Genomic DNA, 26,737 nt, shown 5'->3' on the forward strand with positions numbered 1-26,737 from the left:
TATCGGGGATGCAGTTGGCCAAGGGGTGATGTCCTAGGGCCGCCTTTATGGAAGGTGCAATGCCTTGCTGTCCGATAATAGTTTTGTTGAGGTTGTGAAGGAGCCTCAACAAGGCGGAAGGTGTTCTGAGAAGGGATTCTTAGAACAAAAGGGGATTGTTAATGGGGTGGTGCCCGTTAACATGATATGGTGAAAACGTATAAGCGGTACGTGGTGGTCCGCTTATACACAAAGAGGCCTGCACTCATTTAGTGAGAGAGGCCTCTTTTTCTTTTACGCTTAATTGTTCAATTCTATAAAAATTATGCTATAATCGGTTTATCGTGTATGACAATTAGTAGAAGAATTGGTGGACATTCAGAGAATTAGTGGTGGCTGTGAACTAATCAAACCAATTAACGAATTACAGTCAGCAAAACGCATGAACGAAGTCCTCACGCTACGAGGTTATAAGTGGTCACAATAGGTGGCAATTTAGGTGGTACCGCGTTTAACAGCGCCCTAATCAAGGTTAAATTCTTGGTTAGGGTGCTTTTTATTTTAATCAAGAATTTCAATGATTCATACATAAACAAGTTGGAGGAACGATAAATGGCAGCAGATATTTTAAATGAATTAGCTTGGCGTGGAGCCATTAACCAAGTCACTGATGAAGATGGTTTACGTGACCTAGTTAGCAAGGAATCAATCGGACTTTACGTAGGTATTGATCCAACTGGTGATTCGATGCATATTGGTCACTTAATTCCCTTTATGATTCTAAAGAGATTCCAACTGGTTGGTCATCACCCGGTTATCGTTGTTGGTGGTGGAACTGGAACGATTGGTGATCCTTCTGGAAAGAAATCTGAGCGTAAATTATTATCACAAGAAGATGTGGCAGCTAACGTGGAGAAAATCCGTGCACAGATGGTCAAGCTGTTTGGTGAGAACGAGTTTACAATCGTTAACAATTACGACTGGTTGGGCCAAATGTCACTGCTAGGTATGCTTCGTGACTACGGAAAACTATTCTCTATAAACAGTATGTTGGCGAAAGATGTGGTCGCTTCTCGTTTGGATGCTGGTATTTCATTTACTGAGTTTACTTACCAAATTTTGCAAGCGATTGATTTCTACGAACTATACAAGCGTGAGCATGTGCGCTTACAAATTGGTGGTTCTGATCAATGGGGAAACATTACCAACGGTGTTGATTTGATCCACAAACTTGTCGATAGTGAAGCACCTGCATTTGGATTGACCGTACCATTGTTGTTGAAGGCCGACGGTACAAAGTTTGGTAAGACTGAAGGTGGTGCTGTATGGTTGGATCCTGCTAAGACGACACCATTTGAATTCTACCAATTCTGGTTGAATACAGCTGATGCTGATGTTGAAAAAATGTTAAAGTACTTCACATTTATCTCACAGGATGAAATTTCTGAACTAGTCGCAGAACTTTCTGAAAATGCATCTGCACGTCATGCACAACGTCGTCTAGCCCAAGAGGTCACGACATTTGTCCATGGTGAAGAGGCTATGCATACAGCAGAAGTCATGACAAATGTTTTGTTTGGTAATGCTGATGTTGCATCATTGTCAACGGATGAGGTTGCTGTATTAGCTGGAAATGTACCAACATTTGAAATCGCAGCTGATGAAATTGGCTTGCTTGATTTGGTTGTTGCGGCCGGATTAGAAAAGTCAAAGACAGCTGCTCGTCGTTCAGTTAAAGATGGTGCTGTTCGTATCAACGGTGTTAAAATTAAGGACGAAGATGCTGTCATTAATCCTGCTGACAAGTACGATGGTAAGTACGTCATTGTTAAAAGAGGCAAGAAGAAGTGGGCTGTTGCAGTCGTTAAGTAAAATAAGAGCGAGACAAACCACGTTACATTGAGGACTCAGTCTTTGGGAACACGTTTAAGCAAGAGTGAGACGAAAGACGTTTATACCGAAAAGTTATAATTAACATATGCTACGTAAAAACGGGTGGAACATAAATACTGTTCCACCCGTTTTATTATTTTCTAAATTAATCCTTGTGCCGTCATCGCTTCGGCAACTTTTTCAAATCCAGCAATATTAGCGCCAGCTTGATAATCTTTATCTAAGTGATATTTTTTATCGGCTTCTTCTGATTGTGCGAAAATATCTTCCATAATTTCCTTGAGATAGTTATCAACTTTCTCAAATGTCCATGATAAGCGTTCGCTGTTTTGGCTCATTTCAAGTGCTGAAACGGCAACACCACCAGCATTGGCAGCCTTACCAGGACCATATAAAATACCATTTTCTTGGTAAACGTTAATAGCGGCAGCATTACTTGGCATATTGGCACCTTCGCAAATATATTTTGCACCATCGCGAGCAATTATTTCAGCTTGTTTTTGGTCAATTTCATTTTGCGTAGCGCAAGGCAAAGCAACGTCGTATTTAATATCTAGATCCCAAACTGAACCTTCACGGTATTCGGCTGTTGATACCCGTTTTGCATATTCTGAGATACGCCCGCGTTCAACTTCTTTGATTTGTTTAACAATTTTATAGTCAATGCCATGTGGATCATAAATATAACCATTTGAGTCAGAAACAGTCACCACTTTAGCACCCAGTTCTTCGGCTTTTTGTGTGGCGTAGATTGCAACATTTCCGGCACCAGAGATTTTAATGGTCTTACCAGCGAGTGAATCACCTTGGGCTTTAATCATAGCATTTGTGTAATATAGCAAACCAAATCCGGTTGCTTCAGTACGGGCAAGACTACCACCAAATGTTAAGCCTTTACCTGTTAACACGCCGTTTTGATAGCCTTGGAGGCGCTTATAGGCACCAAATAGATAGCCAATTTCACGAGCACCTACGCCGATATCACCAGCTGGAATATCTAAGTCTGGGCCGATATGGCGTTGTAATTCAGTCATAAAGCTTTGACAGAAACGCATCACTTCAGCATCTGACTTACCTTTAGGATCAAAATCACTACCTCCTTTAGCACCACCAATAGGTAGTCCGGTTAAGCTATTCTTTAAAATTTGTTCAAAACCTAAGAATTTAACAATACTCAAGTTTACAGTTGGGTGTAGACGTAAGCCACCTTTGTATGGGCCAATTGCAGAATTGAATTGTACTCGGAAACCACGATTGACATGGAACTTACCATCATCAGATTCCCATGGTACACGGAACTGAATGACACGTTCTGGCTCAACCAAACGTGCTAGAAGGTTATCATCCACATACTGAGGATTTGCTGTCAGAGTTGGTTCTAAACTATCTAAAACAGCAAATACTGCTTCCTGAAATTCAGTTTCATTAGGATCGCGACGTTGAATGTCGTTTTTTATAGTGTTAATATATTCTTTCACATTACTCACAAGGATGCCTACTTTCTTTGCTGGACTTAGACGTTTGTTATTTTAAATAATATAAATTTATTATTAAGTAACATGATAGCAGATTTTAATTAGATATTTCTATGTTTAATTAAAAAAATGTCATGAACAGTTCATTAACAAGATTACCTATGTTTCATGAACAGCTTGTGATTACTGTCATTAATTGCACTATGTTTGATAAATGGCCTACATTCATAATCAAAATGAACTAAATAAAAGATTGTTAAAATTAAATGAGAGAAAAGTGTTGACATTCAAATTTTTAGGTGCATAATATAAAACATCAAATAAAAAACGGAGATAAAAACGATGACAAAAACCATGATGAACAACACAAACAATGCGTTATTACGCGGCTTAATTTTAGATTTGATTATTATCAACTAAAAGGGTCGTGCAATTTGTGTCGGCCTTATAAAGGCCGACTAGTTTATCACTGGATTGTTATTCGTGAACCGCTAGTTAGGATTTTTCCAACTAGCGGTTTTTTGTATCTTCAGTCCCAAAAGAAAAAGGAGTAGGGTTATGACGCAAGGACAAGAACAAGAAAAGAAGTTGACGACAAAGGATTATGTTTTCCTTGTTTCACAAGGGGTTTCAAATACGGTGTTGGTATTTCTAGGAATTGGTTTGCTAGTTAATACGGTTGGAACCACCATTCATTGGGATGCGTTGGTACAAGTTGGTGATATCGCTCAAAAATTGTTGGCACCCGCTTTGGGGATGGCTATTGCTGTGATGATGCGGACATCAACGCTGGTAATTGGCTCAACGATGATTGCTTCAACGGTTGGTGCTAATAGTATTTACTTTACATCTGATGTGGCTGCTCACACGTCGACAGCCACTGGCTGGATCGCCGCTCAAGAAGCTGGTTCGCAAATTATGACGGCCGGTCAACCAGTATCAGCTGTTTTGGCAGGTATTATTGCAGCTATGTTGGGTAAGTGGATGACTGGTAAGACGCCGTTGGATATGGTTTTGGTACCATTTGCGGTGACTATGGTTGGTTCAATTGCTGGTTTGGGCTTGGCATCGGTCACAACACCAGCACTAAACTGGGTCAGTGGTGCGCTAGGACACACGATGCAAGTTAATCCAGTGCTTGGTTCATTGGTTGTTTCACTTTCTTGGTTTGTTTTCTTGATGACACCGGCTTCATCAGCTGCTTTGGCCATCGCCGTTCAGTTGGATCCAATGTCATCGGGAGCTGCCTTGATTGGTACAACAGTTGCCTTCGTCTCATTCACAGCGATGTCATTTAATCAAAATACAATTGGTGGTAACATCGCCCAAGGTTTGGTTACACCTAAGGTACAATTCGCTAATTTGCTAAAGCGTCCGATCCTAGCAGTGGGACCAGCTGCCATTGCAATGGTTACCGCAGTTATTGCCGTTGTTGGCTTTGACTTTAAAGTACCATACGCCCTAGCTGGTTTGGGACTAAACTCATTGATTGCACCACTATGGTTGGCTGCTCACAACATGGCAGGTTTGATCTCGCTAATCGTCTTTGGTGTCGTTATTCCAGGAATCCTTTCTTGGGCATACTACCGTTTCCTAAACGTTATTGGACAAACACGCGTACAAGACCTACGTTTGCGTGAAGTATAAGTAACGAACTAGTTGCGAAAGGTTTATTAATCGTTCATACTCAAAGAGGTTATCTTGACTATTTAGTAGATAGTTGATATTCTTACTATAAATAAGTGAAAGAGGGCATGAACATGGATTTTTATCAACCTGAGTTAAATGATGATGAAACAATTCGCCAAGAAATTGCAAAGCCTGGTAAGCAAGTGATGTTCTTACAAGCTGACTGGTGTGGTGACTGCAAAGCTATCAAGCCTTTTGTTGCCGATATTAAAAAGGGTGTGACTTCAGCAGGTATCAACTGGTTCGATGCTGACCGCGATGCTAACTTAGCTATTGCACAAGAACAAGGATTGAAAGGTATTCCAGCTTTTGTTCTATTTGAAGATGGGGAACAAGTTGATCATATTGGAAATGGTGAGCGCTTGAACCCACAACAAGTGATGGACTGGTTGGCTGAAACTGTTTAAAGTTAAGATTCTCTCATAAATTGATTGACAAGATGTATAGTCCTTTGTATGATGTTGACAATTGAATTTTAAGAGATTCTATGATGAGAAAAGTAATGTTATTAATCCAATATAGAAAGCACTTGGTTGATGGAAAAGTGTTTGGAAGTAGCTTGAAAATGAACTCTGAGAACGATAATTAGTGAAAGCTATTATCACGGCAGGAACCGTTATCTTCCCTAGTTTTTAGTCAAACTACAGAGATCTATTTGGCAACAGATAGATAAATTTGGGTGGTAACACGAGACATCGTCCCTAATAAGAACATAATGTTCTTATTAGGGACTTTTTTATTTGGAGGATAAACAATGACAGAACAAACGACAGCAACCCCATTACTTTCACAATTATTAACTTCATGGATTACAGGTGAGGAGTCCGAAGATTTTCCGTTGGCTAATTTGTCTAATGCTGCGGCAATTTTATATGAAAACTTAGCAACGGTGAATTGGGCAGGCTTTTATTTATACAATCAAGAAAAGGATGAATTGATCTTAGGACCATTCTTGGGCAAACCGGCAGTTGTTCGGATTAAGCCAGGTTCAGGAGTTGTCGGTCAAGCGTATGAAAACCAAGCAACAACGGTCGTTGATGATGTCCATCAACATGCTGGCCATATTGCTTGCGATTCAGCATCTAATGCTGAAATTGTTGTACCATTGACCCGCGAAAATGGCGAAAAGTTAGGGGTTATTGATATTGATTCGACGACGTTTAATCGGTTTACAGAGCAAGATCGTACTGATTTAGAACACTTTGCGCAAACATTGTTACCATATATTTAATAAAAATTTGCCATAATAGTAGTGGATAAAGTTTTATGAAGGGACGGTATGAAAGCAGTGAGTGAAGTAAAGCAATATGATGTCGCAATCGTTGGTGCGGGACCAGCCGGTTTAGCAGCAGCCCATCAATTACATGATGCGGGTAAAAACGTTGTTGTGATTGAAAAGTATTTATGGGGTGGTACATGTCCTAATTATGGTTGTGACCCTAAGAAAATTTTGCTAGGTGCGGTTGAAGCGAAAGAATTTACTGAATTTTTATCAGATTCAGGGATAGACGGCCATGTCGACATCAATTGGTCAGATTTAATGGCACGTAAGAATCAATATACAGATGGTATTTCTACAGGAACTGAACAATCATTGACCGCAAGTGATATTGACCATATCGCCGGTGAAGCCAGCTTTATTGATGAACAAACAGCGGTGATTCATCGTCATGGACAAGAGGTTGCAACGGTTTTCGCAACCGACTGGGTTCTTGCAGTTGGGCAACGACCAGCCCAGTTATCATTCCCAGGCGCAGAACTAACAGTTGATTCTGAACAGTTTCTAAGTTTGCCCGACCTACCAGATGAAGTAGTTATCATTGGGGGTGGCTTTGTAGCAATTGAATTTGCATCAATTGCGGCAGCTGCCGGTGCAAAGGTGAGTTTGGTTGTTCGCGGCGACCGTCTACTAAAGTCGTTCGATGAAACGATGGTTGATTCATTAATGGATCAATTGGATGATCGTGGTGTGCAAATGTATTTTGGTACAGAAGTGACTGAAATTACGTCAGCCGATAATGGGTTAGAAGCAACTTTGAGTTTCGGTAATACCTTATCAGCCGGATTAATTGTTCGTGCCGCTGGTCGTGTTGGTAACCACGATACACTAGCTTTAGAAAATGCCCATGTGCAGTTTTCAGAGCAGGGTATCTTAGTTGATCATTATTTGCGCACGAGTAATCCACATGTGTACGCAGTGGGGGATGTGGCTAATTCACCAGCTCCTAAAATTACACCACTGGCATCATTTGAGTCACAACATGTAGCAAATGAAATTTTGGGTGAGGAACAATCAATTTCTTATCCAGCTAGGCCGGTTGTTGTATATGGTACGCCAAAGTTAGCCCAAACAGGTGTGACAACTGAAACAGATGATACGGATCGTTATACCGTCAATGATTTAGATATTACTAGTTGGTATACGTCTTATCGTCAAGGAGAACCAGCAGCCCGTGTAAAAACAGTTATCAATGGTGACGGTCAGATTGTTGGTGCATCTGTGTTAAGTACTCATGCCGATGAATTAATTAATTATTTGTCATCAGCAATCAATCAAGGATTGACTAAAGAGGCAGTATCGCAACAGTTGACCGCGTATCCATCAGTAGCTTCAGATTTGACTTATTTCTTTTAATGAAGAGCAAGACAAAAGTCGTTTTGAAGTCGGTGTGTCACGTGATTTGCGCTGTAAAATTTACAGGCGGATAATTAACATATCTTTAACACAAAAAGGGTTGGAACATTTCTTTTGTTCCAACCCTTTTTATTAATACTAATTATAAGCTGCTAAATTATTTTTAATACAATGGTTCTCGTGCTGCATTAACCTTGTTCAACATAACCGTTGAAATTAAGGCAAATGCAGTAAAGGCAGCACCACCGATACCTACATTATTCAAGCCAAAGTTTGAAACGACCAGACCTCCAGCTGCAGATCCTAATGAGATGCCTAAGTTTGAGAAAATCGAATTGATTGAAGAAGCTAAAACAAGTGATTGTGGATAATCATTTTCAGCAACTCCCATAATATGTAGTTGAAGTGGTGAATTAACAAGATACATCAAAATACCAACTAGCATAATGTCAACTGTACCTAACCAGGTGTTTTGTAGCCATAATGGCATTGTGATTAGGACAATAAATTCAATGATGTAAAGTAGTGGCATGCTGAGCAAGCCTTTGTTGTTGGCGATTCGGCCACTTGCCTGATTACTAATCAGTGACATCACACCAAAGATAGTTAGCAAAAGCGTAATCACACCAGGATTGAATGATAATGTCTTTGAAAAAATTGGTCGTAGATAAGTATAAAAGACATATACACCGGCTAGACTACAAGTTTGAATAAAGACACTGAGATAAATTCTGGGGTCCTTGAAAATAACAAATTGTTGTAGGATGTGACCTTGTTTCTCTTGCATCAAGTTATGAGGTAACGTTTTGATGATTAAGAATACAGTTATGATGCTGAGCAAGGTAATCGTGATGAAGGTGAAACGCCAACCTAATGTTGTACTGATCCAAGTTCCTAAAGGTACCCCGAATACTGACGCGACACTGAAGCCAGAAAAAATCCAGCTAACTAACCAAGCACGTTTGGGCATTGGGGCAATAACGGTTGCGAATGTCATCGATAATGACACGAGCGATCCGGAAACAATGGCAACGATGATACGCGAAATTACAAGTATCGTATAATTTGGCGCAAAAATCGTTAGGGCATTTCCGAATGTAAAAATCAGCGCCAAAACGACCATGGCGTGATATAAGTTGTTTTTAAGCGTTGATGTGATGATTGGTGTACTCACGGCATAAACCAAGGCAAAGATGGTCACCAAATAGCCCGTTGTGGCCACGCTAACTGAAAATTCTTTTGCCAAATCATCAAGAATACCAATAATAATAAACTCACTAAAACCTAAGATAAAAGAGATTAAAATCAGTACAAAACTTTGAATTTTAAATTCTTTCACACGAATCCTCCTTAATTACTAGATAGTAATAATATAAACCCACAATATTTTTTCCACTCAGGATAAAATATAAAACTTTAACCCCTGTTGTCAATGTTTTTTAACTGACAAAGCATAGGAAATATAATCGCTATGACATCGTGTGTGACGCTAATTTACTTAAACTACTTTGGCCTTATAGGAATGAAAGCGCTAATAGATAAGAAAAATGAGCAAGACAGCATTAATGCCGAATAATCATGTTTTCAAATGACGAAATGTCTGTTATATTTAAGTACATAATAATTGAAACGTAATCACTGTCGGTATAATTGTTGGAGAATGGCCAACGAGTTCCTACCCTTCTCCCAAGAGATGGACTACCGATAGTGTTTTAATATTTTGATGCACCCATTCTGCATGCTTTTGCGTGTTTGGGTGCTTTTTTATTGCCAAATATCTATAGGGATAGTGGTTACGTGTGTTGTTTCTACATTGGAGGAGAGTTAAGTTATGGAGTCGAACACACGGACATCGACAGGACGTTTTAACAAGTTACGTAATCTGATTTTAGGGTTGCAACACGTTCTGGCAATGTATTCTGGTGGGATCTTAGTACCATTATTGATTGGTGCAGCATTACATTTTAATGCGCAACAAATGGCGTATTTAATTTCAGCTGACATTTTTATGACGGCGATTGGAACTTTATTCCAAGTTAAAGGTACCCGATATACTGGTATTGCAATGCCAGTTGTGATTGGTTCAGCGGTACAAACGGTTTCACCGTTAATTAATATTGGTAGTACCCTCGGGATTGGTGCGATGTATGGTGCCACGATAGCAGCCGGTATTTTTGTCTTTCTGATTGGTGGTTTGTTTTCGCGTCTACGTCAATTTTTCCCACCAGTGGTGACTGGGTCATTGATTACGGTTATTGGATTTACCTTAATTCCGGTTGGTTTCCAAAATTGGGGTGGTGGCGACACTGCAGCGAAAAGTTTTGGTAGTTTGACGAATCTATCAATTGGCTTGGTAACTATGTTGATTATTCTGTTATTTACTATTTTCGCCAAGGGCTTTATTAAGTCAATTGCTATTTTATTGGGGATCATTCTGGGAACGGTTTTTGCGGGACTTCTTGGAGAAGTATCATTACAACCAGTTGCTGAAGCTTCATGGTTCCATATGCCAACACCATTTTTCTTAGCGACACCAACATTTCACTGGTCAGCAATGATTACGATGATGATTGTGGCACTGACATCGATGATGGAATCAACCGGGGTTTACTTCGCCTTAGCTGATTTAACAGGGCGTAAACTAACGAATGAGGATATGGCGAAGGGATATCGTGCTGAGGGATTGGCAGTTATCTTGTCAGGTTTGTTTAATACATTCCCATATTCAACGTTCTCACAAAATGTTGGGGTGGTTCGTTTGTCAGGTGTTAAGACACGACAACCAATCTATTATGCCGTATTGATTTTGCTCTTGATTGGTTTGTTGCCAAAGTTTGGCGCACTAGCTACGATTATTCCGTCATCTGTTTTGGGTGGTGCAATGATTATCCTATTTGGTACAATCGGTGTACAAGGAGTCACGATTCTAAAGCAAGTCGATTTCAATGCTGAACGAAATTTGATGATTGCAGGTATTTCGATTGGTGCGGCAATTGGGGTGACAGTTTACCCACAAATTTTCCAACATCTACCAGAATTAGTGAAATTAGTTATTGAAAATTCAGTTGTTATAACGTCAGTATTAGCTGTATTATTGAATATTTTGTTACCAGGACGTGAGAAAGAGGTTAATTAGCAGACATGAAAATTTTAGAAGATCGCATTAAGCAAGACGGCCGTGTTTTAGGTGAAGATGTTTTGAAGGTTGATAATTTCTTGAACCATCAAGTAGATCCTGAATTAATGCAAGCTTTGGGTGAAGAATTTGCGCGTTTGTTTGCAGACGAAAAGATAGACAAGGTATTGACTGTTGAATCATCAGGAATCGCGCCTGCTGTATTTGCGGCATTATCACTACAGGTGCCAATGGTCTTTGCTCGTAAGAAGAAGTCAATTACGCTATCTTCAGAATCATACATTGCTGATGTTTATTCATTTACCAAGCAAGAAACAAATCACGTGATGATCGATAAGCGTTTCTTGCATGAAGGCGAGCGTATGTTGTTAATTGATGATTTCTTGGCAAATGGTCAAGCGGTAACTGGTTTGATGGAAATTGCCGACGATGCCAAAGCCAAAGTTGTTGGCGTTGGCATTGTTGTCGAAAAGACATTCCAAAAGGGCCGTGCGATGTTAGACGATCAAGGTGTTCATGTTGAATCTTTGGCACGTATTGCAGCTTTTGAAGATGGCCAGGTTGTGTTTGCTGATTAATATATTTTAAATACGAAATGGTTGGGACAAAATAAATGTTCCAACCATTTTTTGCTAAAAATGTATTAAGTTACGTCTGTAATTTTGATAGCATAAACGCGTGCCAAAAGTCTGAAGCCTCAATGTAACAACGATTACGCAATTCCGACTTTTCGCTGCACTACGAGTCAAAATAACGTAATCATCGTTACACACCGGCTTCAAAACGACTTTTGTCTCGCTCTCGTTTTTATTTTTTAAGACAAGCAAGGTAAAATAGAAATAATATAACAAACAGGGGGCATTTGAAATGAAAATTGGGGTTATCGGTACAGGGGTCATGGGAAGTGGCATTATAAATAATTTATTACAGGCAAATTACGACGTGTATGTTTATAATCGGACCAAAGCACATGCGCAAGCAGTCATTGATCATGGTGCTGTATGGCAAGATTCGCCACGTCAAATTGCTTCAGTTGCTGATGTGGTCATTACCATGGTTGGTTATCCTAAAGATGTTGCGAGCCAATATTATGGCGAAACGGGTATTTTTGCAGGCACCCATGCCGGACAAATTGTTGTTGATATGACGACGTCTACCCCAACCTTAGCGCAAGAACTGGCTGAGGCAGGTGCAAAACAAGGGGTGACTGTTTTGGATGCACCAGTATCTGGTGGTGATACGGGCGCTAACAATGGTACATTGACTGTTATGGTTGGTGGCGAAAAGGCAGCTTTTGATGAGTTACAACCAATTTTTAAAATTATTGCCAAAGATACCACATTATTCGGTGGTGCTGGTCGTGGTCAACATGCAAAAATGGCTAATCAAATTATGGTGGCTGGTACCATGTTGGGGATGGCAGAAACCATGAGTTATGCACGTGCTGCTGAACTAGATGTTAATCAAGTTTTGCAGACATTAGGTGGTGGCGCTGCGCAAAACTGGTCATTAGATAATTATGGGCCACGTATTTTAGCAGACGACTATGCTGCTGGATTCTATGTGAAACATTTTATTAAAGACTTACGCATTGCATTAGATGAGGCTGCTAAATTGCAACTCGATCTACCAATGACAGCATTAGCTGAGCAGCTTTATACCAAGCTTGCGGATGAAAATAAGTTAGCAGATGCGGGAACGCAAGCAATTGTTAAGTTGTGGTCCCAATTTGCATAGTACATGAACAATGATGGTTGCTACTTCTTCAGTAATCAGCTGAGCAGTCAGTCATGAAAGGCGGAACAAATGAACTTTTTTATTAATGCAACAATGCCGAAGCAAAAATCGGGAATTGAGCATGCTGAATTAAAGCGATTAGATTTATTTAACAAAAATAATGAGCCAGTCATGGTCGTGTTACGTGACTGGGATCCTAATGCCCATATCAATACCAATGATGCGGGGATTGCTGATGATCAATTAATTAATATGTTTGATTATTTTCAAGAAGCACTGCAAATTGAGCCGAAAAAATTACAAGTTCAAGACATTGAATTCGGTGCTTTGAACATTAAATTTGCTGATGATACAGAAAAATCCCGTTATTTAGTGAAGTCGAATGAGCAACTTGTTGCACGTGTGAACTACAATGTCGATGCTGATCGTCAGGTGAAATCTGTTGAATGGTTTGATGGCTTTAATAATCTTTACCGTGTGGACCATTATGATTCACGAGGATTTATTTCATTACAACAGTGGTATACGCCAGATAATAAAATTGGGACTGAAACCTGGCAAACACCGTCTGGTCGCACTGTGATTGAAGCCTTTCATAAAAAGACGATGAGTGGTGAAATCAATAAAACAAGTTGGCGGTTGATTGATCGTGCTAATCAGGTTTATCAATTTGATACTCTGGCCGAACTGACAAAATATTTCTTTGATTGCCTGAATGATGATTATTGGTCAATTGATCAACCGAATGTTTTCATTGCCGATCGGGCCCATTTAGGTGATTGGGGACTGTTACATCTGAAAAAGCCAGCGTATACGGTTTTCCACTTACATAATGCACATACGGCGAATGCCCAAAATCCGGCTGCGCCTTTGTTGAATAATAATTATGAATTCTCATTGAATAATATTGATGGTTATGATGCAGTAGTATCAGCTACACACAAGCAAACGGCTGATGTCCGCGCGCGTTTTCAACCCAAAACAAAGCTATTTACTATTCCTGTGGGTGTTGTGCCAGAACACTTATTAAGTGAGCCACGTGTGCCAGTCGCTGAGCGCAAATTTGGTAAAATGGTTGTTTTTGCACGGATTGCCTGGGAAAAGCATCTTGATGATTTAGTACGAGCAATTGGACTCGTGCATCAGGAATTTCCTGAAGTGACCTTAGACTTATATGGTTACCCTGATCCTAGTGATAATTACAAGGCGCGTCGTGAAGTTGAACAGGTGATCGACGAATATCAATTGTCAGATGTTGTTACTCTGAAAGGCTATACGACAGATATTGATCAGGTGCAAAATGAAGCCATGATGTATGGCTTGACCTCTCGCATGGAAGGCTTTAATTTGGCAATCATGGAAGCTATTTCTCATGGGCTAATTGCCTTTTCGTATGATGTTAACTACGGACCAAATGAAATTGTTGAAGATGGTGTTAATGGGGCCGTTGTGCCATACGGTGATTACAACGCTTTGGCACAAGCCATTTTACAAGTTCTTCGTGATCCGAAGTTAGCAGAACAATATATGACTGGTGCATATGAGTCCGCCGAACGTTATTCAGAAGCTTCTGTTTGGTCGGCCTGGCAATCATTATTAGTGGATGCTAAAGAAAGTTGGCCAGCTAAACTTGCGGGCATGCCAGGTTATCGAGGAGGACAACTATAATGTATTATTTTGTGAGTGAAAATATATTTGCCTATAATTCGGGAACTGAACATGCGCAAGCACAACGGGTTAAGTTCTTCAATCGACAAGCAACGCAAGGGCGCTTGGGTCAAGCATCATACGTGACACGTGATTATAATCGCTTTTTAAGTCGGGATGCGAATGCCATTGGGTTGAATGCTGACGAAGTATTGAACATGTATGACTATTTCCAGGGAACGACTAATGTTTTGCGTCAAGAACAGCCCTTACGCTTGTTATCACAAATTCCAGTTGATAAGTACCATATTGTTGGTCATGGGCCAAATTATTCCACCCTTGAAGATGCTGGTCGCGTAGTCGCAAAAATTAATGTGATGCCGGCAACCGTTGGCTTAGTTAATGACATTACGTATTACGATCGGGCTGATAATGTGACGGCGCGTGAAAATTTTGATTGGCGTGGCTTTAAGTCATCTGTTGACTACTTTCATCCAGATGGTCGATTGGCTGTGCAGAAATTTTTGAATTTGTCCGGAGAAACGGTTCTTGAAGTGACCCATATGAACATTAATGGCCAATTACTACCAAGTATGTATAAGCTAGTTAATTATTTAGGTCATGACTATCGGTTTAACACTGAGGAACAATTATTCTTGTTCTTTTTGAATGAAATTACGCGTCAGCAACTTGATACGACACTGATTTCAGATCGGCGTGGTTTAGATCATATTGTGGCTGGGGTGCAGGGAACAACACATAAATTTGCTTATTTGCATGATATTCATACTGGCGATACGAAACATCCCGTACGTGGTAAGTTATATCCTGCCTATATCAATGTATTAGAGCGCTATGGGGAAGCATTTACAGCAATCTTGGTGCCAACGTCGGCACAACAAAGAGATTTACAGACACGTTATCCGCGCTTGACTATCAAAGTGGCACCAGACGTCGTCATTGATGATCAAACGTTGGCAAAGCCGCGTGTGACGTTATCAGAGCGCCAGTCGCATCAATTACTGTATGTTGGTCGGTTATCGCCTGAAAAGCGCCCAGAACAAGCACTACGAGTTTTAGCGCGAGTAGTGAAAGATGTGCCAGATGCAACGCTGGTTTATTACGGTTATGCAGCGACACAAGAAATGATGCATGACTTGCAGGAATTAGCAACAAAACTACAAGTTGCTGATCACGTTACTTTTGGTGGTTATGTGCCAAGTACGGATCTACAAAAGGCTTATCAGCAAGCACAGGTTATCCTACAAACATCCGTTGGCGAAGGTTTGGGGATGAATTTAGTTGAAGCAATGGGAAATGGAGTCCCAAGTGTTAGCTTTGATGTGCCATATGGTGCCCATGCCTTGATTGAAGATGGGGTTAATGGTTATGTCGTCCCAGATGGATCGAACTTGGTAATGGCTCAAAAAGTAAGCGAGTTGTTACTTGATGATGATCAATGGACCCAAATGTCGGTTGCTGCCTATGATAAAGCGCAAGCATTTGCAGAATCGAAAATGGCAACTATTTGGCAACAAGTACTGAATTAAATAAAAAAGGACAAACTGACGCGACACTGTCAGTTTGTCCTTTTTTAATAAGGTAGTGGCGGGAATCGAACCCGTGATGACGGTTTTGCAGACCATTGCCTTACCACTTGGCTACACTACCATATATTTACTACCACGATTACATATTATAGGGGAAATGAAGCAAAGTTGCAATTACCTAATTGAATTGTAGTGGAAGTTGTTTGAATAGGGAGTAGCCAAGTGCTTATTTTATTCGTGATGCCCTAATTTTTGCAGATAGTCAGCAAAGGCTTCATCTTCAGAAGAAATGCCTGCTTCTTTTGCTTCATACCAATTAATTTTGTCATTTAAAATTTGTAGATGATGTTGTATTTCTGAAAATTCGTTTAAAAAATCATTCTTGGTAGTCTTTAAAAGTTCAAGACGCTGTGGAATGGTACGATCTCCTTGTTCGCGCCAGATAATATATTGCTTAAGATCTTTAACGCTCATACCAGTGCCTTTTAAATGATTCAAAAATTTAAGCCAACTAACATCTTCTGTCGTGTAGTAACGACGGCCATTAGGAAATCTTTGCGGTTTAATCAAACCTTCTGTTTCGTAGTATCGTAAGGTGGAAGTTGGTAAATTAAATTTACGGCTAAATTCGCCAATAGTATATTTTTTATTATCAGATAAATAATTCATTTTTTACGCACCTCTTAAAGTTAAGTTCATGTCGTATTATACAATAATAACCGGTATATGTTTACTTTGACTTAAAGTGTACTTTAAGTAGTATGCTTGCTCTAGATGCTAAGAAATGGGGGGACAAAAAATGACATTACAGTGGACAACCGAACAATTAAATAAATTTACAAGTGCTGATGACTTACACGTGTCACCATTTTATGCGGATGGCAAGACTTATGGTACGCCGACATGGATTTGGTCAGTTATTGTAGACGATGATTTGTATGTGCGAGCTTATAATGGCCAAAATTCAAGATGGTATCAATCAGCTATGGTACAGGGAGCTGGTAAAATCAGCCTAGCTGGTGAAGAATTCGAAACAAAATTTATTGATGCATCTGGTAGCAATGAATTAGATTTAAAGATTAATGCAGCGTATCAAGAAAAGTACCAAGATAGTCCTTATTTACCACCTATGCTACAAGCGGGACCAGTAAGTGCAACAGTTAAGATTTTACCTAGGTAAGTTATTGGAGGAATTCGTTATGGCTAATAAACAAACTGCAGGGCAAGAACAATTAGGTACTTTTGCACCACAATTTGCCCATTTGAATGATGATGTTTTATTTGGTGAAGTATGGGACAAAGAAGACGAGTTGTCTGCGCATAACCGTTCATTAATAACTATTGCAGCGTTGATTGGTATGGGGAATAACGAGCAGTTGTCCGCCCATTTACAAATTGGAAAAAATAATGGGATTACCCAAGAAGAAATAGTGGCCGAAATTACTCATTTAGCTTTTTACACAGGTTGGCCAAAGGCTTGGTCAGCTTTTAATCGGGCAAAAGAGATTTGGCAAGAGAAGTAATTTATTTTTAGTGAGGAGAAAAAAGATGATAGAGAAAAAAGTTGAGCAACCAGGAGTATTTGCAACTGGTCCTAAAAATGATGCTTATGCTCAATACTTTGTTGGCCAAAGCTATAACAATACGTTAGTAACGCCAGGAAAAGACGTCAGTGTGCCAGTTGGCAATGTTACTTTTGAACCTGGGTGTCGTAATAATTGGCATATTCATCATCACGGTAGTCAAATTTTATTGGTTACTGGTGGTGAAGGCTGGTATCAGGAAGAAGGTAAAGCGGCACAATTATTAAAGCCGGGGGATGTTGTGATAGCACATGATGGCGTAAAGCACTGGCATGGTGCCACGGAAAATTCTTGGTTCAGTCACTTGGCTATTACGACAGGTGAATCAGAATGGTTAGAGCCAGTTACGGACGAAGAATACGCCAAGTTAGTGGTAGCTGATTAAATAAGAAAGGCGGCAAGATGACAATCTTAAATGAAAAGTACACGCTAAATAATGGTGTTCAAGTCCCAAAATTAGGTTTTGGAACTTGGTTGATTGACAATGATAAGGTAGCAACAGCAGTTCAACAGGCAGCCGAACTTGGGTATCGTCATTTTGACACTGCGCAAGCCTATGGTAATGAGGAAGGTGTTGGTGCAGGGTTAAAGGCCAGTGGACTTAATCGAGATGAATTTTTTGTCACAACTAAAGTGCAAGCAGAATTCAAAGATTATGAAACTGTCAAAAATTCAATTGATGAATCGTTACAAAAATTGGGCTTGGATTATGTTGACTTATTGTTGATCCATTCACCTGAGCCATGGGCCGAATTTCACGGGGAAAATCATTACTTTAAAGAGAATTTAGCAGTGTGGCGTGCTATGGAAGAAGCCGTTCAGGCGGGTACAGTTAGAGCAATTGGCGTTTCTAATTTTAAACAAGCTGACCTAACTAATATTTTAGAAAATGGGTCAATTAAACCGGCAGTAAACCAATTGTTAACACACATTGGAAACACGTCTTTCGATTTATTAGAACAAGCAAAGCAAAATGATGTTTTAGTTGAAGCATACTCGCCAGTGGCGCATGGTGAAATCTTGAAAAATGAACAAATCAAACAAATGGCGGCTAAGTATCAAGTGTCAGTCCCACAATTGGCAATCCGCTATTGTTTAGAATTGGGAACTTTGCCATTACCTAAGAGTGAGACCCCAGAGCATATTGCTGATAATGCGGCTGTTGATTTTAAAATTGATGCGGCAGATATGGAAATTTTAAAGAATTTACCACAGTTTAAAGACTATGGTGATTCAAGTGGTTTTCCTGTATTCAGTGGTAAATGATTGAATAGCTGTTGATAAAGAAGAAAATGTTTGTGTGTTTTAATTTTTAGAATCAAATAAAAAAAAGGCCATACCTCGGAAAATATCCGAGATATGGCCTTTTATGGTGAGTTAATCGTCTAATTCACTTTTTATATTGCTGTCATTGCCAACTTGTCAGAAATATTATTAATTGGTTTTAGAAATATATTAATTAATTTGTTTTGCAGTTGTTTCAGGACCTAGAACAAGAGTAATTATTGCCGCAACAATGGCCAAGCCAGCTATGAAGTAAAGTACCATGCTTACGGATGATACATTCAGGAAGAAAACAACTAAGTATGGCATACCAAAATTAGCCAGTTTTGCTAATCCATTGGCTACTCCTGCACCACGGAATCGATATTTGGTTGAAAAAAGTTCAGTAATGTAAGCACCAATGATAGTGGCATTTAAAACATAGAAGCAACCTGTTAGCAAAAATCCTACAACAACGATTCCGACAGGTGAGGTTAAGTGGCTGTAAGTTACTCCAAGAATTGCAACTAATGTAAATGCACTGATAATGTTTAATTTACGGCCGATACGTTCAACTAACCGTGAACCGACAAAAGCCCCAACTGGAGCACCAATCATCATTAGTGTTGAATAAGACAAAGAATTAGCAATGTCGATACCTTGCTTGACTAACAATGTTGGTGCCCAAGATGTAAACGTGTATTGACAGACCATAGCTCCGGTTGCAAGAGCAATAGCAACAAACGTGTTACGAGTTAGATGTTTATCAACATCAGTTTCTTTGGCAGCTGAATGTTCAACAATTGTAGCGGGTTTTTTATGTTCCGCATCCATTTCATTTTTTAGCATAGACAGTGTTTGTTCAGCAGCATCATAGTGATAATGTTCGATATTCCATCTAGGTGATTCTGGAAGATTGTGACGGAAATAACTGAAAATAAGTGCCAAAGCACCAACAATAAAAAACATGCCTCGCCAACTAAAAATGGGGAGAACGACTAAACAAAGTAACATTGCAACTGGGGCGCCGATGTTAGCAATGAATGACGCAGTAGTGCACCATTTACCGCGAGTTTTAACGGGTGCGAATTCATTAATGATTGAGAAGCTTGTCACCATTTCAGCACCTAGGCCAATTTCACTAATAAATCGAGTGATAATTAGTACAATCATGTTTGGCGCAAATGCCCCAATGAAAGTAAAGAAGCCAAATAATAATAGATTCCATTGAAATGCCTTCATACGTCCTTTGGTATCTCCGATAACTCCGGCCGCTACTGAACCGATAAATAGGCCTAAGAAGCCAAATGACAGAAAGGCGGAATTTTGTGTAGTGGTAGAAAAATGCGTTGTAGTAAAAGAGCTCATAACCCCACTAGCAAGGTACAAATCCATGGCATCCAGAAATAAGCCAGCCGCTGTTAAAAAAAAGATGCGTCGAAATGTTTTAGTTGTTTGAATGGTGTTCATTTTATACAATAATTTTTCGGCTACTTCTGGTTGATAGACTTCTGTAGCTTCTGATATTGATGTATTACTATTTAGCATATATAATTCACTCCTTTAACTATTAAGGGTCGAAGACATGGGTAGCTAGCCCGTCTGTTTAGATACAAATTTTGACATTCATGTATGCTTTAATGTAGTTCACTGCTAGTTCGATAGTTTATTAAAAAATAGAGTAGATCATGTTTTTTAAGTGTTGTGTAAAAAGAAGCTAATGTATTAGCCAGATATTCTTTCTAAATACCACGAGGCGAAAACCACATACAGAATAACCCCTCCCTAATTTTGCAATTCTATATTTTTAACTAATATGTTTCATGTGTGTAAATGTTAAAATTATTGTGTGACATGTACACGGTGGAAAACTACCTTAGAATTCAATAGAATCAAGTTTTTGAGCATCTATTGGGAGGTATCCGTGGTAAGTAAATGTTAAATTTAAGAGTATTTATCATTTGTTATCCTTTCTGTTTAATAGAGATATGATTTTGTAAGTAGTCTGTAGTTTTTTTCATTTAATTTTTGGAAGAGAAAACAAAAAAGCCAAGAGCTGTTTAAGAAACAGCTCTTGGCTTAAGGTTTACCAATGCTGCCCGTCGGTCTAGACAGGCACATTAAAATCTACCCGTCATTAAATGTTAAGTAAGACGGGTAAGACAATTTGTACAGATGTTACATTGGTATTTTTCATATCGTATTTTCCTTTGCTTGATTAAATGTTAGAGCAATTCTAATATAATTAGAAAATTGTGTCAATGAAGATTAAATAGAAATAATGGCAATAAATATAGGAGTGGCTACATGCAACCATTTATGAGTAGAAATACTATCAATGTTAAACTTATTCGTTACTTAGATGATCAAGGTACATCTGTTCCAGTCGTACAATTGGTACGTGCACTACAAGTTGATCGTAATACGGTAAAGAAGCATATAGTTGAATTGCAATCTTTAATTCAACGTCATTTTTCTGCCAATGAAATGTATTTAGAATATAATGAAAAAACAGGCGCATTATTTTATCGACATCCTGCTATTAATTTAAATAAAATTATGTTGATATTGACGGATGAATCAGTGTTAATTCGATTAGTGAAATCCACATTTGACGGTGAATTACATAACTTGGGAGAATTTAATGATTTGAATTTTGTTAGTGATTCTACTGTGAAAAGGTATGTTAAAGATTTGCAAAGTCATCTTGCATTATTTGGGATCCGCTACTCTTCTTCCAGCCATGAATTAGTTGGGGATGAAGCCCTAGTCCGTCTTTGTTATTATCGAGTTTATTGGGAAACCTATTCACATTTTGAATGGCCTTTTCCTAAATTTTCAAGCGCATATGTAATGAAAAAAGTTAAGGGTTGGTTAACAAAAAAACGTATCCATCTCGAAGAAACAACGCAATTACAAATAGCTTACTGGTGGGTTATTAATACCCAACGTCAGAGGCAAGGACATCAAATTGAACTTTCTAAAGAAATTTTAGAAATAAGGCTTAATGACCAACCAATTTATCATTGGATGTTACCTCTTGTAACGGGTATACAAGAGGCGACATTTTTAGGCTATTGTGGTCTCTTTTTTTGTACCACAATGCACGTTGGAGAAGTGCAAGTAAGTAATTCAATTCAAATGGCCTCGCAACAGTTATTGTGTGTGTTACAAAAGAGATTGCAACAAGAATTAAATAACGATGATACTAAAAATATGCTGAACCAACTTAATATCATTCACAGTTACAGTATGGTTTTTCCGGTGGGGGGACTTATACTTGAGCGTGATACGCTTTTGCAGGCAATGAAATTGGAACGCCCCAGGGTGGTTGAGGAGTTGACCGAAACATTAGAAAAATTGCAGAAAACTGGTAATCTGGCGTTTCAAAATCAAGAATATCTCCTAACAAATCTTGTGCCTTTAGTGTTAGGTTATTTTGATATGAGTTTGATGAATCCAGTACTGCATGTTTTTTTGGCACTAGATTCTTCCCCTGCTTATCGATTTTGGTTTCAGCAAGAGTTACAAAAAAATTTAATCGACCAATATAGAGTAATTTTTGTTAAAAAAATAATTGAATGTGATCTTGTGGTAAGTAATTTAGATATCTCTGTTAAACAACCAATGGTTTCAATAAATGTCCCGCTTAACAAACGTGACTGGGAAAATTTAAAAACATTTCAATTTTAAAAGGTCATTATTTCATCATTAAGTGATGAAATAATGGCCTTTTTGCAATCGGAATAATCGTTAAACTATTAACTAATCATATTTTAATAATCTAATAATCGGAGGGGATGGACATGAGCTTTTCAAAAGAAATATTTACAGGCAAACAGTCGATTACTGTACCAGGTGTTATGGATTCTCAATCAACACAATCTGTATGGCAGGGTGGATTTGAAGCTGCCTATTTAAATGGTTACGATGTAGTAAAATCGCAGCTAGGAAAAACCAATGAAGGGTTAATTTCTCCGTCAGAAATGAGTGTTGTGATTCGCCATGTAAAGGAAAACACCACATTCCCACTTATTGTTGATGCTCAGTCAGGATTTGGAAATCAATTAACAACTTATTTTGTTGTGCAGGACTTTGAGCGGTCGGGGGCAGATGGTGTAGTTATTAATGATCAAATTTTTCCATCGCATACCAACGATGATGAAGTAGATATTATCGACTTCAGTGACTTTGTTGCTAAACTAAAGGCGGCCAAAGATGTTTTTGAAGACTCTACCACAGTATTATTTGCGGAACTTGACGGAGTTCAAACGTATGGTGTTGAAGGGTTAGCCAAACGAGTGGCTTACTTGAAAAAAGAAGCAGTCGCAGATGTAATTTTGGTGGGACATTTAGGAAAAGATCAGTTTGACGAAATTGATAGCTTGGCTGAAACACAACAAATTGGTGCAGTCTTTAATGAGGAATATGAGAATTATTTTGTTGACAATCATTTTTCGCCTATTTTTCGTACGGGAGTAATTTCGAAGGCCCGTATGGAGGCAGAACAAAGGATATTTCAAACAGAAGTGGAGGCTAATTAGATGACAAAAGGGGATAAAATGAGGGCAAGTTTTAAGCAAATGTGTTTTAGCGACAACTTGGTCAACATGGTTGTTGCACCAGATGCTTTGAGTGCAAAAATTGCTGAACGAACTGGATTTAAAGCTATATTTCAGGCTGGATATGCTACGGCGGCTAGTAAATTAGCTCAACCTGATCGAGGAATCGCTGATTTTGGATTGATGAGTGATTCAGCTCGCGAAATCATCAATGCTGTTAATATTCCTGTGTTTATTGATGCTGATACTGGTTATGGTGATGAACAGAATATTGAACGATTAGTACATGTTTATGAAAATATGGGAGCTGCCGGGCTGTTTATTGAAGATCAAACGTGGCCAAAACGATGTGGTCATATGAATGGAAAGAGCATTGTTTCAGAAGATGTTATGGTTAACAAACTAAAGGCAGCGGTCAATGCTCGTGAACATGACGACTTCTTAATTATGTCACGGACTGACGCTTACGCAGTTTCAGGTCTAAACGAGGCAATTAAACGTACGCAACATTATCACGAAGCTGGTGCTGACCTGGTTTTCATAGAGGCACCGAAGACGAAAAAAGATATGCAAGTGGTAGCGGATAGTTTTCCGGATGTGCCTGTAATGGCTAATATGATTGAAAATGGGAAAACGCCTTTGATGACCAATAAGGAAATACATGAAATGGGCTTCTCTATTGCAATTCATCCCAATGTCTTAATTTATACGCAGACTTTTGCAGCTGAAAGACTACTAAAGGATATGGTGAATTTAGGCACAACTAAGAACCAAATGGATAAGATGGTGACTTTCCCAGAGTTTAACGACTTTATTGGTCTTGATGACATTAATGATATTGAACAAAAGTATGCAACTACCCCTATTAACTTATAGTGAAAATTAAATAGCTAACTGGTCGAAAAACTTTCAACGTCGGAAGCTTTTCGACCAGTTTTGTTAAGAGCTTCGGTAGTTGCGTGCACTAGTCCCCGACAGGCTGACAGTTTAAATACTATAAAAATAAGATAGGCAATTGCCTCGTTAAAAGGGCCATATTTCGGAGTAAGGGTCTTTATTGTATTTGAAAGTCTAACCTGATTAACATACTAGTAACTTCTTGATTATTAGTTACAAAGTGAAATTATGAATAACGGAAACTCTACTAACTAATTCATTATATAAAAGCAGACAATCTTATCCTTCATCAAACGACCCTTATCACTTCATATTCAGATAAAATTAAAATCATATGCCGTTAAGGGTTGCAAAGCTTGCGAAATATAGGTATAATAATTTCTGTTGTTGAGTTTACAGCAACAGAAAATGGACGTTTAGCTCAGCTGGGAGAGCACCTGCCTTACAAGCAGGGGGTCACAGGTTCGATCCCTGTAACGTCCATTGGTCGCATGGTCTAGTTGGTTATGACGTTCGCCTGTCACGCGAAAGATCACGGGTTCGAATCCCGTTGTGACCGTTTATAATGGCGCGATAGCTCAGTTGGTAGAGCATACGATTGAAGCTCGTAGTGTCGACGGTTCGATTCCGCCTCGCGCCATTTGATGATACAATGTATTGTCAATAATAACCATCTCAAAATAGGGGTATAGTTTAATGGTAGAACAACGGTCTCCAAAACCGTCGGTGGGGGTTCGACTCCCTCTACCCCTGTTTCTTTGATGATGGCGGTAGTGGTGAAGTGGTTAACACACCGGTTTGTGGTTCCGGCACGCGTGGGTTCGATCCCCATCTACCGCCCTTGGAGTTATTGATTAGTAACTCCTTTTATATTTGTATATGATAATAGTTAAATATGCCGTTGTGGCGGAATTGGCAGACGCGCTGGACTCAAAATCCAGTTCTCGCAAGGGAGTATGGGTTCGACCCCCATCGACGGCATTCGGTATTACCGTTTACTAGCAGTACGCTTATTTAATTATTACATGCCGTTGTGGCGGAATTGGCAGACGCGCTGGACTCAAAATCCAGTTCTCGCAAGGGAGTATGGGTTCGACCCCCATCGACGGCATATTTTAAGTTCTACAAACTTGGTCTGACTAGGTTTGTGGAACTTTTTTTGTCTAGTATTAACTATGAACAGGTCAACTTTGTATTTTCAGTGCTTGACAGTCACATAATAATGCAGGTACACTTATGTCAATAAATTCAGTGGAGGGTCATTATGAATCAATCAATGCTTAATGTAACAGCTTGTTTCCGTCGAACAATGCGCTTTATGCGATGTTCGGCCTGTTAGTATTGGCATTTTTGAGGAATAATAACCTTAAAAGTTCAATACCCACTTGGCTGGGATTGAGCTGCGGGCGCGAAGTCTCTGATGAAAATCAGAATTTCGCGTTTTTTTTATTAGGGGAAATTGAGACATTAACGAATAGGGGAAAATAAAATGGAATTTGGTACAAAATTAATTCATGGTGGTATTAGCGAAGACGAGTTTACTGGGGCAACATCAATACCAATTTATATGGCATCAACTTTTCACCAAAATAAAATCGGTGAAGGTAAGTATGAATACTCACGTTCAGGTAATCCAACTCGTGAAGCGGTCGAAAAGTTAATTGCTGATTTAGAGGGCGGTACTGATGGCTTTGCTTTTGCTTCAGGGTCTGCAGCTATCAATACAGTATTTTCACTCTTTTCAGCAGGTGATCATTTTATTGTTGGTAATGATGTTTATGGGGGAACTTTCCGCCTGATCAATTCGGTATTAAAGCGTTTTGGCATGACATTTACAATTGTTGACACGCGTGACTTGGAAGCTGTTAAACAAGCTATCACACCAGAAACAAAAGCTATTTACTTGGAGACGCCAACCAACCCCTTGTTGCGGGTAACTGATATTGCAGCGGTTGCTGATATTGCGAAGCAACATGGGATATTGAGTGTCATCGATAATACATTTGCGTCACCTTACATCCAGCGACCAATTGAGTTGGGTGTTGATATCGTATTGCATAGTGCTTCAAAGTACTTGGGTGGTCACAGTGATGTCATTGCCGGTCTGATTGTTACGAAAGATCCAGAATTGGGAGAGCGAATTGGCTTTTTGCAAAATGCCATCGGCGGTGTTTTAGCCCCACAAGAAAGTTGGTTATTACAACGAGGGATTAAGACTTTGTCATTACGTATGCAGGCACATTTAAAGAATTCTCAAGCGGTTTTTGACTATCTAAATAAGCAGCCTATGGTAAGCAAAATTTATTATCCAGGTGACCCAGAAAACCCAGATTATGAAGTCGCTAAGAAGCAAATGCATGGTTTTGGTGCAATGATTTCTTTTGAATTGCAACCAGGATTAGACCCTGAGGCATTTGTTGAACAGCTAAGAGTTATCACATTAGCGGAGAGTTTGGGGGCCATTGAAAGCTTGGTAGAAGTACCAGCTGTGATGACCCACGGTGCTATTCCACGAGAAATTCGACTACAAAATGGGATTAAGGATGAATTGATACGCTTGTCTGTTGGTATTGAAGACCAAGCGGATTTGTTGGCTGATTTGGCACATGCCTTTAAATATTTAGGTGATTAAAAATTTAAAGTAATAATCTTTTAAATAAAATGAAAGCGGTAACGGTGTTATAATTGATA

The 26,737-nt window shown here is 39.2% G+C and carries 22 protein-coding genes, 8 tRNA genes, 1 riboswitch and 1 other annotated feature; of the genes, 25 read left to right on the forward strand and 5 right to left on the reverse strand.

The window, feature by feature from the left end:
- Positions 1-591 precede the first annotated feature (591 nt).
- A complete protein-coding gene (tyrS, locus tag FOL01_RS01010; RefSeq protein WP_075268893.1) occupies positions 592-1,851 on the forward strand; it encodes a tyrosine--tRNA ligase in 1,260 nt (419 codons plus the stop codon).
- A 161-nt stretch (positions 1,852-2,012) separates the two neighbouring features.
- Here tyrS and gdhA read toward each other — a convergent pair whose 3' ends face one another.
- On the reverse strand, positions 2,013-3,359 hold the full coding sequence (gene gdhA, locus FOL01_RS01015; protein ID WP_075268894.1) for an NADP-specific glutamate dehydrogenase: 1,347 nt from the start codon (positions 3,357-3,359) through the stop codon (positions 2,013-2,015).
- A 546-nt stretch (positions 3,360-3,905) separates the two neighbouring features.
- On the opposite strand from gdhA, the gene FOL01_RS01020 reads away from it, so the two are divergent.
- The 4 genes from FOL01_RS01020 (at position 3,906) to FOL01_RS01035 (ending at position 7,671) form a co-directional block, all read left to right on the forward strand.
- On the forward strand, positions 3,906-4,994 hold the full coding sequence (locus tag FOL01_RS01020; protein WP_075268895.1) for a PTS sugar transporter subunit IIC: 1,089 nt from the start codon (positions 3,906-3,908) through the stop codon (positions 4,992-4,994).
- A gap of 113 nt (positions 4,995-5,107) precedes the next feature.
- A complete protein-coding gene (locus tag FOL01_RS01025; protein ID WP_075268896.1) occupies positions 5,108-5,443 on the forward strand; it encodes a thioredoxin family protein in 336 nt (111 codons plus the stop codon).
- 71 nt (positions 5,444-5,514) lie between these two features.
- Positions 5,515-5,742 (forward strand) — a binding site (T-box leader).
- A 48-nt stretch (positions 5,743-5,790) separates the two neighbouring features.
- Positions 5,791-6,267: a free L-methionine (R)-S-oxide reductase MsrC gene (locus tag FOL01_RS01030; protein WP_075268897.1), complete on the forward strand. Its 477-nt coding sequence runs from the start codon at positions 5,791-5,793 to the stop codon at positions 6,265-6,267.
- Positions 6,268-6,315: 48 nt separating this feature from the next.
- On the forward strand, positions 6,316-7,671 hold the full coding sequence (locus FOL01_RS01035) for a dihydrolipoyl dehydrogenase family protein (protein WP_075268898.1): 1,356 nt from the start codon (positions 6,316-6,318) through the stop codon (positions 7,669-7,671).
- 163 nt (positions 7,672-7,834) lie between these two features.
- On the opposite strand, the gene FOL01_RS01040 is transcribed toward FOL01_RS01035, so the two are convergent.
- Positions 7,835-9,010 (reverse strand): MFS transporter, encoded by a 1,176-nt coding sequence (locus tag FOL01_RS01040; protein WP_075268899.1) that lies wholly within the window; start codon positions 9,008-9,010, stop codon positions 7,835-7,837.
- A gap of 283 nt (positions 9,011-9,293) precedes the next feature.
- Positions 9,294-9,392: riboswitch (purine riboswitch) on the forward strand.
- Between the two features lie 110 nt (positions 9,393-9,502).
- Between FOL01_RS01040 and FOL01_RS01045 the strand changes: the two genes are divergently transcribed.
- The 5 genes from FOL01_RS01045 (at position 9,503) to FOL01_RS01065 (ending at position 15,741) form a co-directional block, all read left to right on the forward strand.
- Complete coding sequence (locus FOL01_RS01045; protein ID WP_075268900.1) at positions 9,503-10,807, forward strand: nucleobase:cation symporter-2 family protein; 1,305 nt, start codon at positions 9,503-9,505, stop codon at positions 10,805-10,807.
- Positions 10,808-10,812: 5 nt separating this feature from the next.
- On the forward strand, positions 10,813-11,385 hold the full coding sequence (locus FOL01_RS01050; RefSeq protein WP_075268901.1) for a xanthine phosphoribosyltransferase: 573 nt from the start codon (positions 10,813-10,815) through the stop codon (positions 11,383-11,385).
- Between the two features lie 289 nt (positions 11,386-11,674).
- The gene (locus FOL01_RS01055; RefSeq protein ID WP_075268902.1) at positions 11,675-12,544 is read left to right on the forward strand and encodes an NAD(P)-dependent oxidoreductase; all 870 of its coding nucleotides are present in this window, start codon (positions 11,675-11,677) and stop codon (positions 12,542-12,544) included.
- Positions 12,545-12,613: 69 nt separating this feature from the next.
- Positions 12,614-14,212 (forward strand): glycosyltransferase family 4 protein, encoded by a 1,599-nt coding sequence (locus tag FOL01_RS01060; RefSeq protein WP_075268903.1) that lies wholly within the window; start codon positions 12,614-12,616, stop codon positions 14,210-14,212.
- Positions 14,212-15,741 (forward strand): glycosyltransferase, encoded by a 1,530-nt coding sequence (locus FOL01_RS01065; protein ID WP_075268904.1) that lies wholly within the window; start codon positions 14,212-14,214, stop codon positions 15,739-15,741. Before FOL01_RS01060 ends, FOL01_RS01065 begins: the two co-directional genes overlap by 1 nt.
- A gap of 50 nt (positions 15,742-15,791) precedes the next feature.
- On the opposite strand, the gene FOL01_RS01070 is transcribed toward FOL01_RS01065, so the two are convergent.
- Together FOL01_RS01070 and FOL01_RS01075 are read right to left on the reverse strand one after the other, a co-directional pair.
- A tRNA-Cys gene (locus FOL01_RS01070) sits at positions 15,792-15,862 on the reverse strand.
- A gap of 110 nt (positions 15,863-15,972) precedes the next feature.
- Positions 15,973-16,410, reverse strand: coding sequence for a MerR family transcriptional regulator (locus FOL01_RS01075; RefSeq protein ID WP_075268905.1), 438 nt, complete (start codon positions 16,408-16,410; stop codon positions 15,973-15,975).
- A gap of 130 nt (positions 16,411-16,540) precedes the next feature.
- Between FOL01_RS01075 and FOL01_RS01080 the strand changes: the two genes are divergently transcribed.
- From FOL01_RS01080 to FOL01_RS01095, 4 genes are read left to right on the forward strand one after another with little or no spacing between them, the layout of a single operon-like run.
- The gene (locus FOL01_RS01080) at positions 16,541-16,921 is read left to right on the forward strand and encodes a DUF2255 family protein (protein ID WP_075268906.1); all 381 of its coding nucleotides are present in this window, start codon (positions 16,541-16,543) and stop codon (positions 16,919-16,921) included.
- Positions 16,922-16,940: 19 nt separating this feature from the next.
- Complete coding sequence (locus tag FOL01_RS01085) at positions 16,941-17,264, forward strand: carboxymuconolactone decarboxylase family protein (protein WP_075268907.1); 324 nt, start codon at positions 16,941-16,943, stop codon at positions 17,262-17,264.
- 25 nt (positions 17,265-17,289) lie between these two features.
- Positions 17,290-17,709, forward strand: a complete 420-nt coding sequence (locus FOL01_RS01090) for a cupin domain-containing protein (protein ID WP_075268908.1) — start codon at positions 17,290-17,292, stop codon at positions 17,707-17,709.
- Between the two features lie 17 nt (positions 17,710-17,726).
- Positions 17,727-18,590 carry an aldo/keto reductase gene (locus tag FOL01_RS01095; protein ID WP_075268909.1) on the forward strand — a complete coding sequence of 288 codons (864 nt, stop codon included), beginning with the start codon at positions 17,727-17,729 and terminating at the stop codon, positions 18,588-18,590.
- A gap of 189 nt (positions 18,591-18,779) precedes the next feature.
- Here the strand turns inward: FOL01_RS01095 and FOL01_RS01100 are convergent, their stop codons facing one another.
- Positions 18,780-20,135, reverse strand: coding sequence for an MFS transporter (locus tag FOL01_RS01100; protein WP_075268910.1), 1,356 nt, complete (start codon positions 20,133-20,135; stop codon positions 18,780-18,782).
- A 759-nt stretch (positions 20,136-20,894) separates the two neighbouring features.
- Between FOL01_RS01100 and FOL01_RS01105 the strand changes: the two genes are divergently transcribed.
- The 11 genes from FOL01_RS01105 to FOL01_RS01155 all read left to right on the forward strand — a co-directional run bounded on the left by FOL01_RS01105 (position 20,895) and on the right by FOL01_RS01155 (position 26,678).
- A complete protein-coding gene (locus FOL01_RS01105) occupies positions 20,895-22,280 on the forward strand; it encodes an AcpB/EbpR/MafR family transcriptional regulator (protein WP_075268911.1) in 1,386 nt (461 codons plus the stop codon).
- 113 nt (positions 22,281-22,393) lie between these two features.
- Positions 22,394-23,131, forward strand: a complete 738-nt coding sequence (locus tag FOL01_RS01110) for an isocitrate lyase/phosphoenolpyruvate mutase family protein (RefSeq protein WP_075268912.1) — start codon at positions 22,394-22,396, stop codon at positions 23,129-23,131.
- Positions 23,132-24,025 carry an isocitrate lyase/PEP mutase family protein gene (locus FOL01_RS01115; RefSeq protein WP_075268913.1) on the forward strand — a complete coding sequence of 298 codons (894 nt, stop codon included), beginning with the start codon at positions 23,132-23,134 and terminating at the stop codon, positions 24,023-24,025.
- 431 nt (positions 24,026-24,456) lie between these two features.
- A tRNA-Val gene (locus FOL01_RS01120) sits at positions 24,457-24,529 on the forward strand.
- 2 nt (positions 24,530-24,531) lie between these two features.
- Positions 24,532-24,605 (forward strand) — tRNA-Asp (locus FOL01_RS01125).
- An 8-nt stretch (positions 24,606-24,613) separates the two neighbouring features.
- A tRNA-Phe gene (locus tag FOL01_RS01130) sits at positions 24,614-24,686 on the forward strand.
- A gap of 42 nt (positions 24,687-24,728) precedes the next feature.
- A tRNA-Trp gene (locus FOL01_RS01135) sits at positions 24,729-24,799 on the forward strand.
- Between the two features lie 14 nt (positions 24,800-24,813).
- Positions 24,814-24,886, forward strand: a tRNA-His gene (locus FOL01_RS01140).
- Positions 24,887-24,943: 57 nt separating this feature from the next.
- A tRNA-Leu gene (locus FOL01_RS01145) sits at positions 24,944-25,027 on the forward strand.
- Positions 25,028-25,073: 46 nt separating this feature from the next.
- Positions 25,074-25,157 (forward strand) — tRNA-Leu (locus FOL01_RS01150).
- 378 nt (positions 25,158-25,535) lie between these two features.
- Positions 25,536-26,678 carry a trans-sulfuration enzyme family protein gene (locus FOL01_RS01155; RefSeq protein WP_075268914.1) on the forward strand — a complete coding sequence of 381 codons (1,143 nt, stop codon included), beginning with the start codon at positions 25,536-25,538 and terminating at the stop codon, positions 26,676-26,678.
- Positions 26,679-26,737: the final 59 nt, after the last annotated feature.

The sequence above is a fragment of the Weissella thailandensis genome (genome assembly GCF_001932615.1).
In the GTDB taxonomy this organism is placed as follows: domain Bacteria; phylum Bacillota; class Bacilli; order Lactobacillales; family Lactobacillaceae; genus Weissella; species Weissella thailandensis.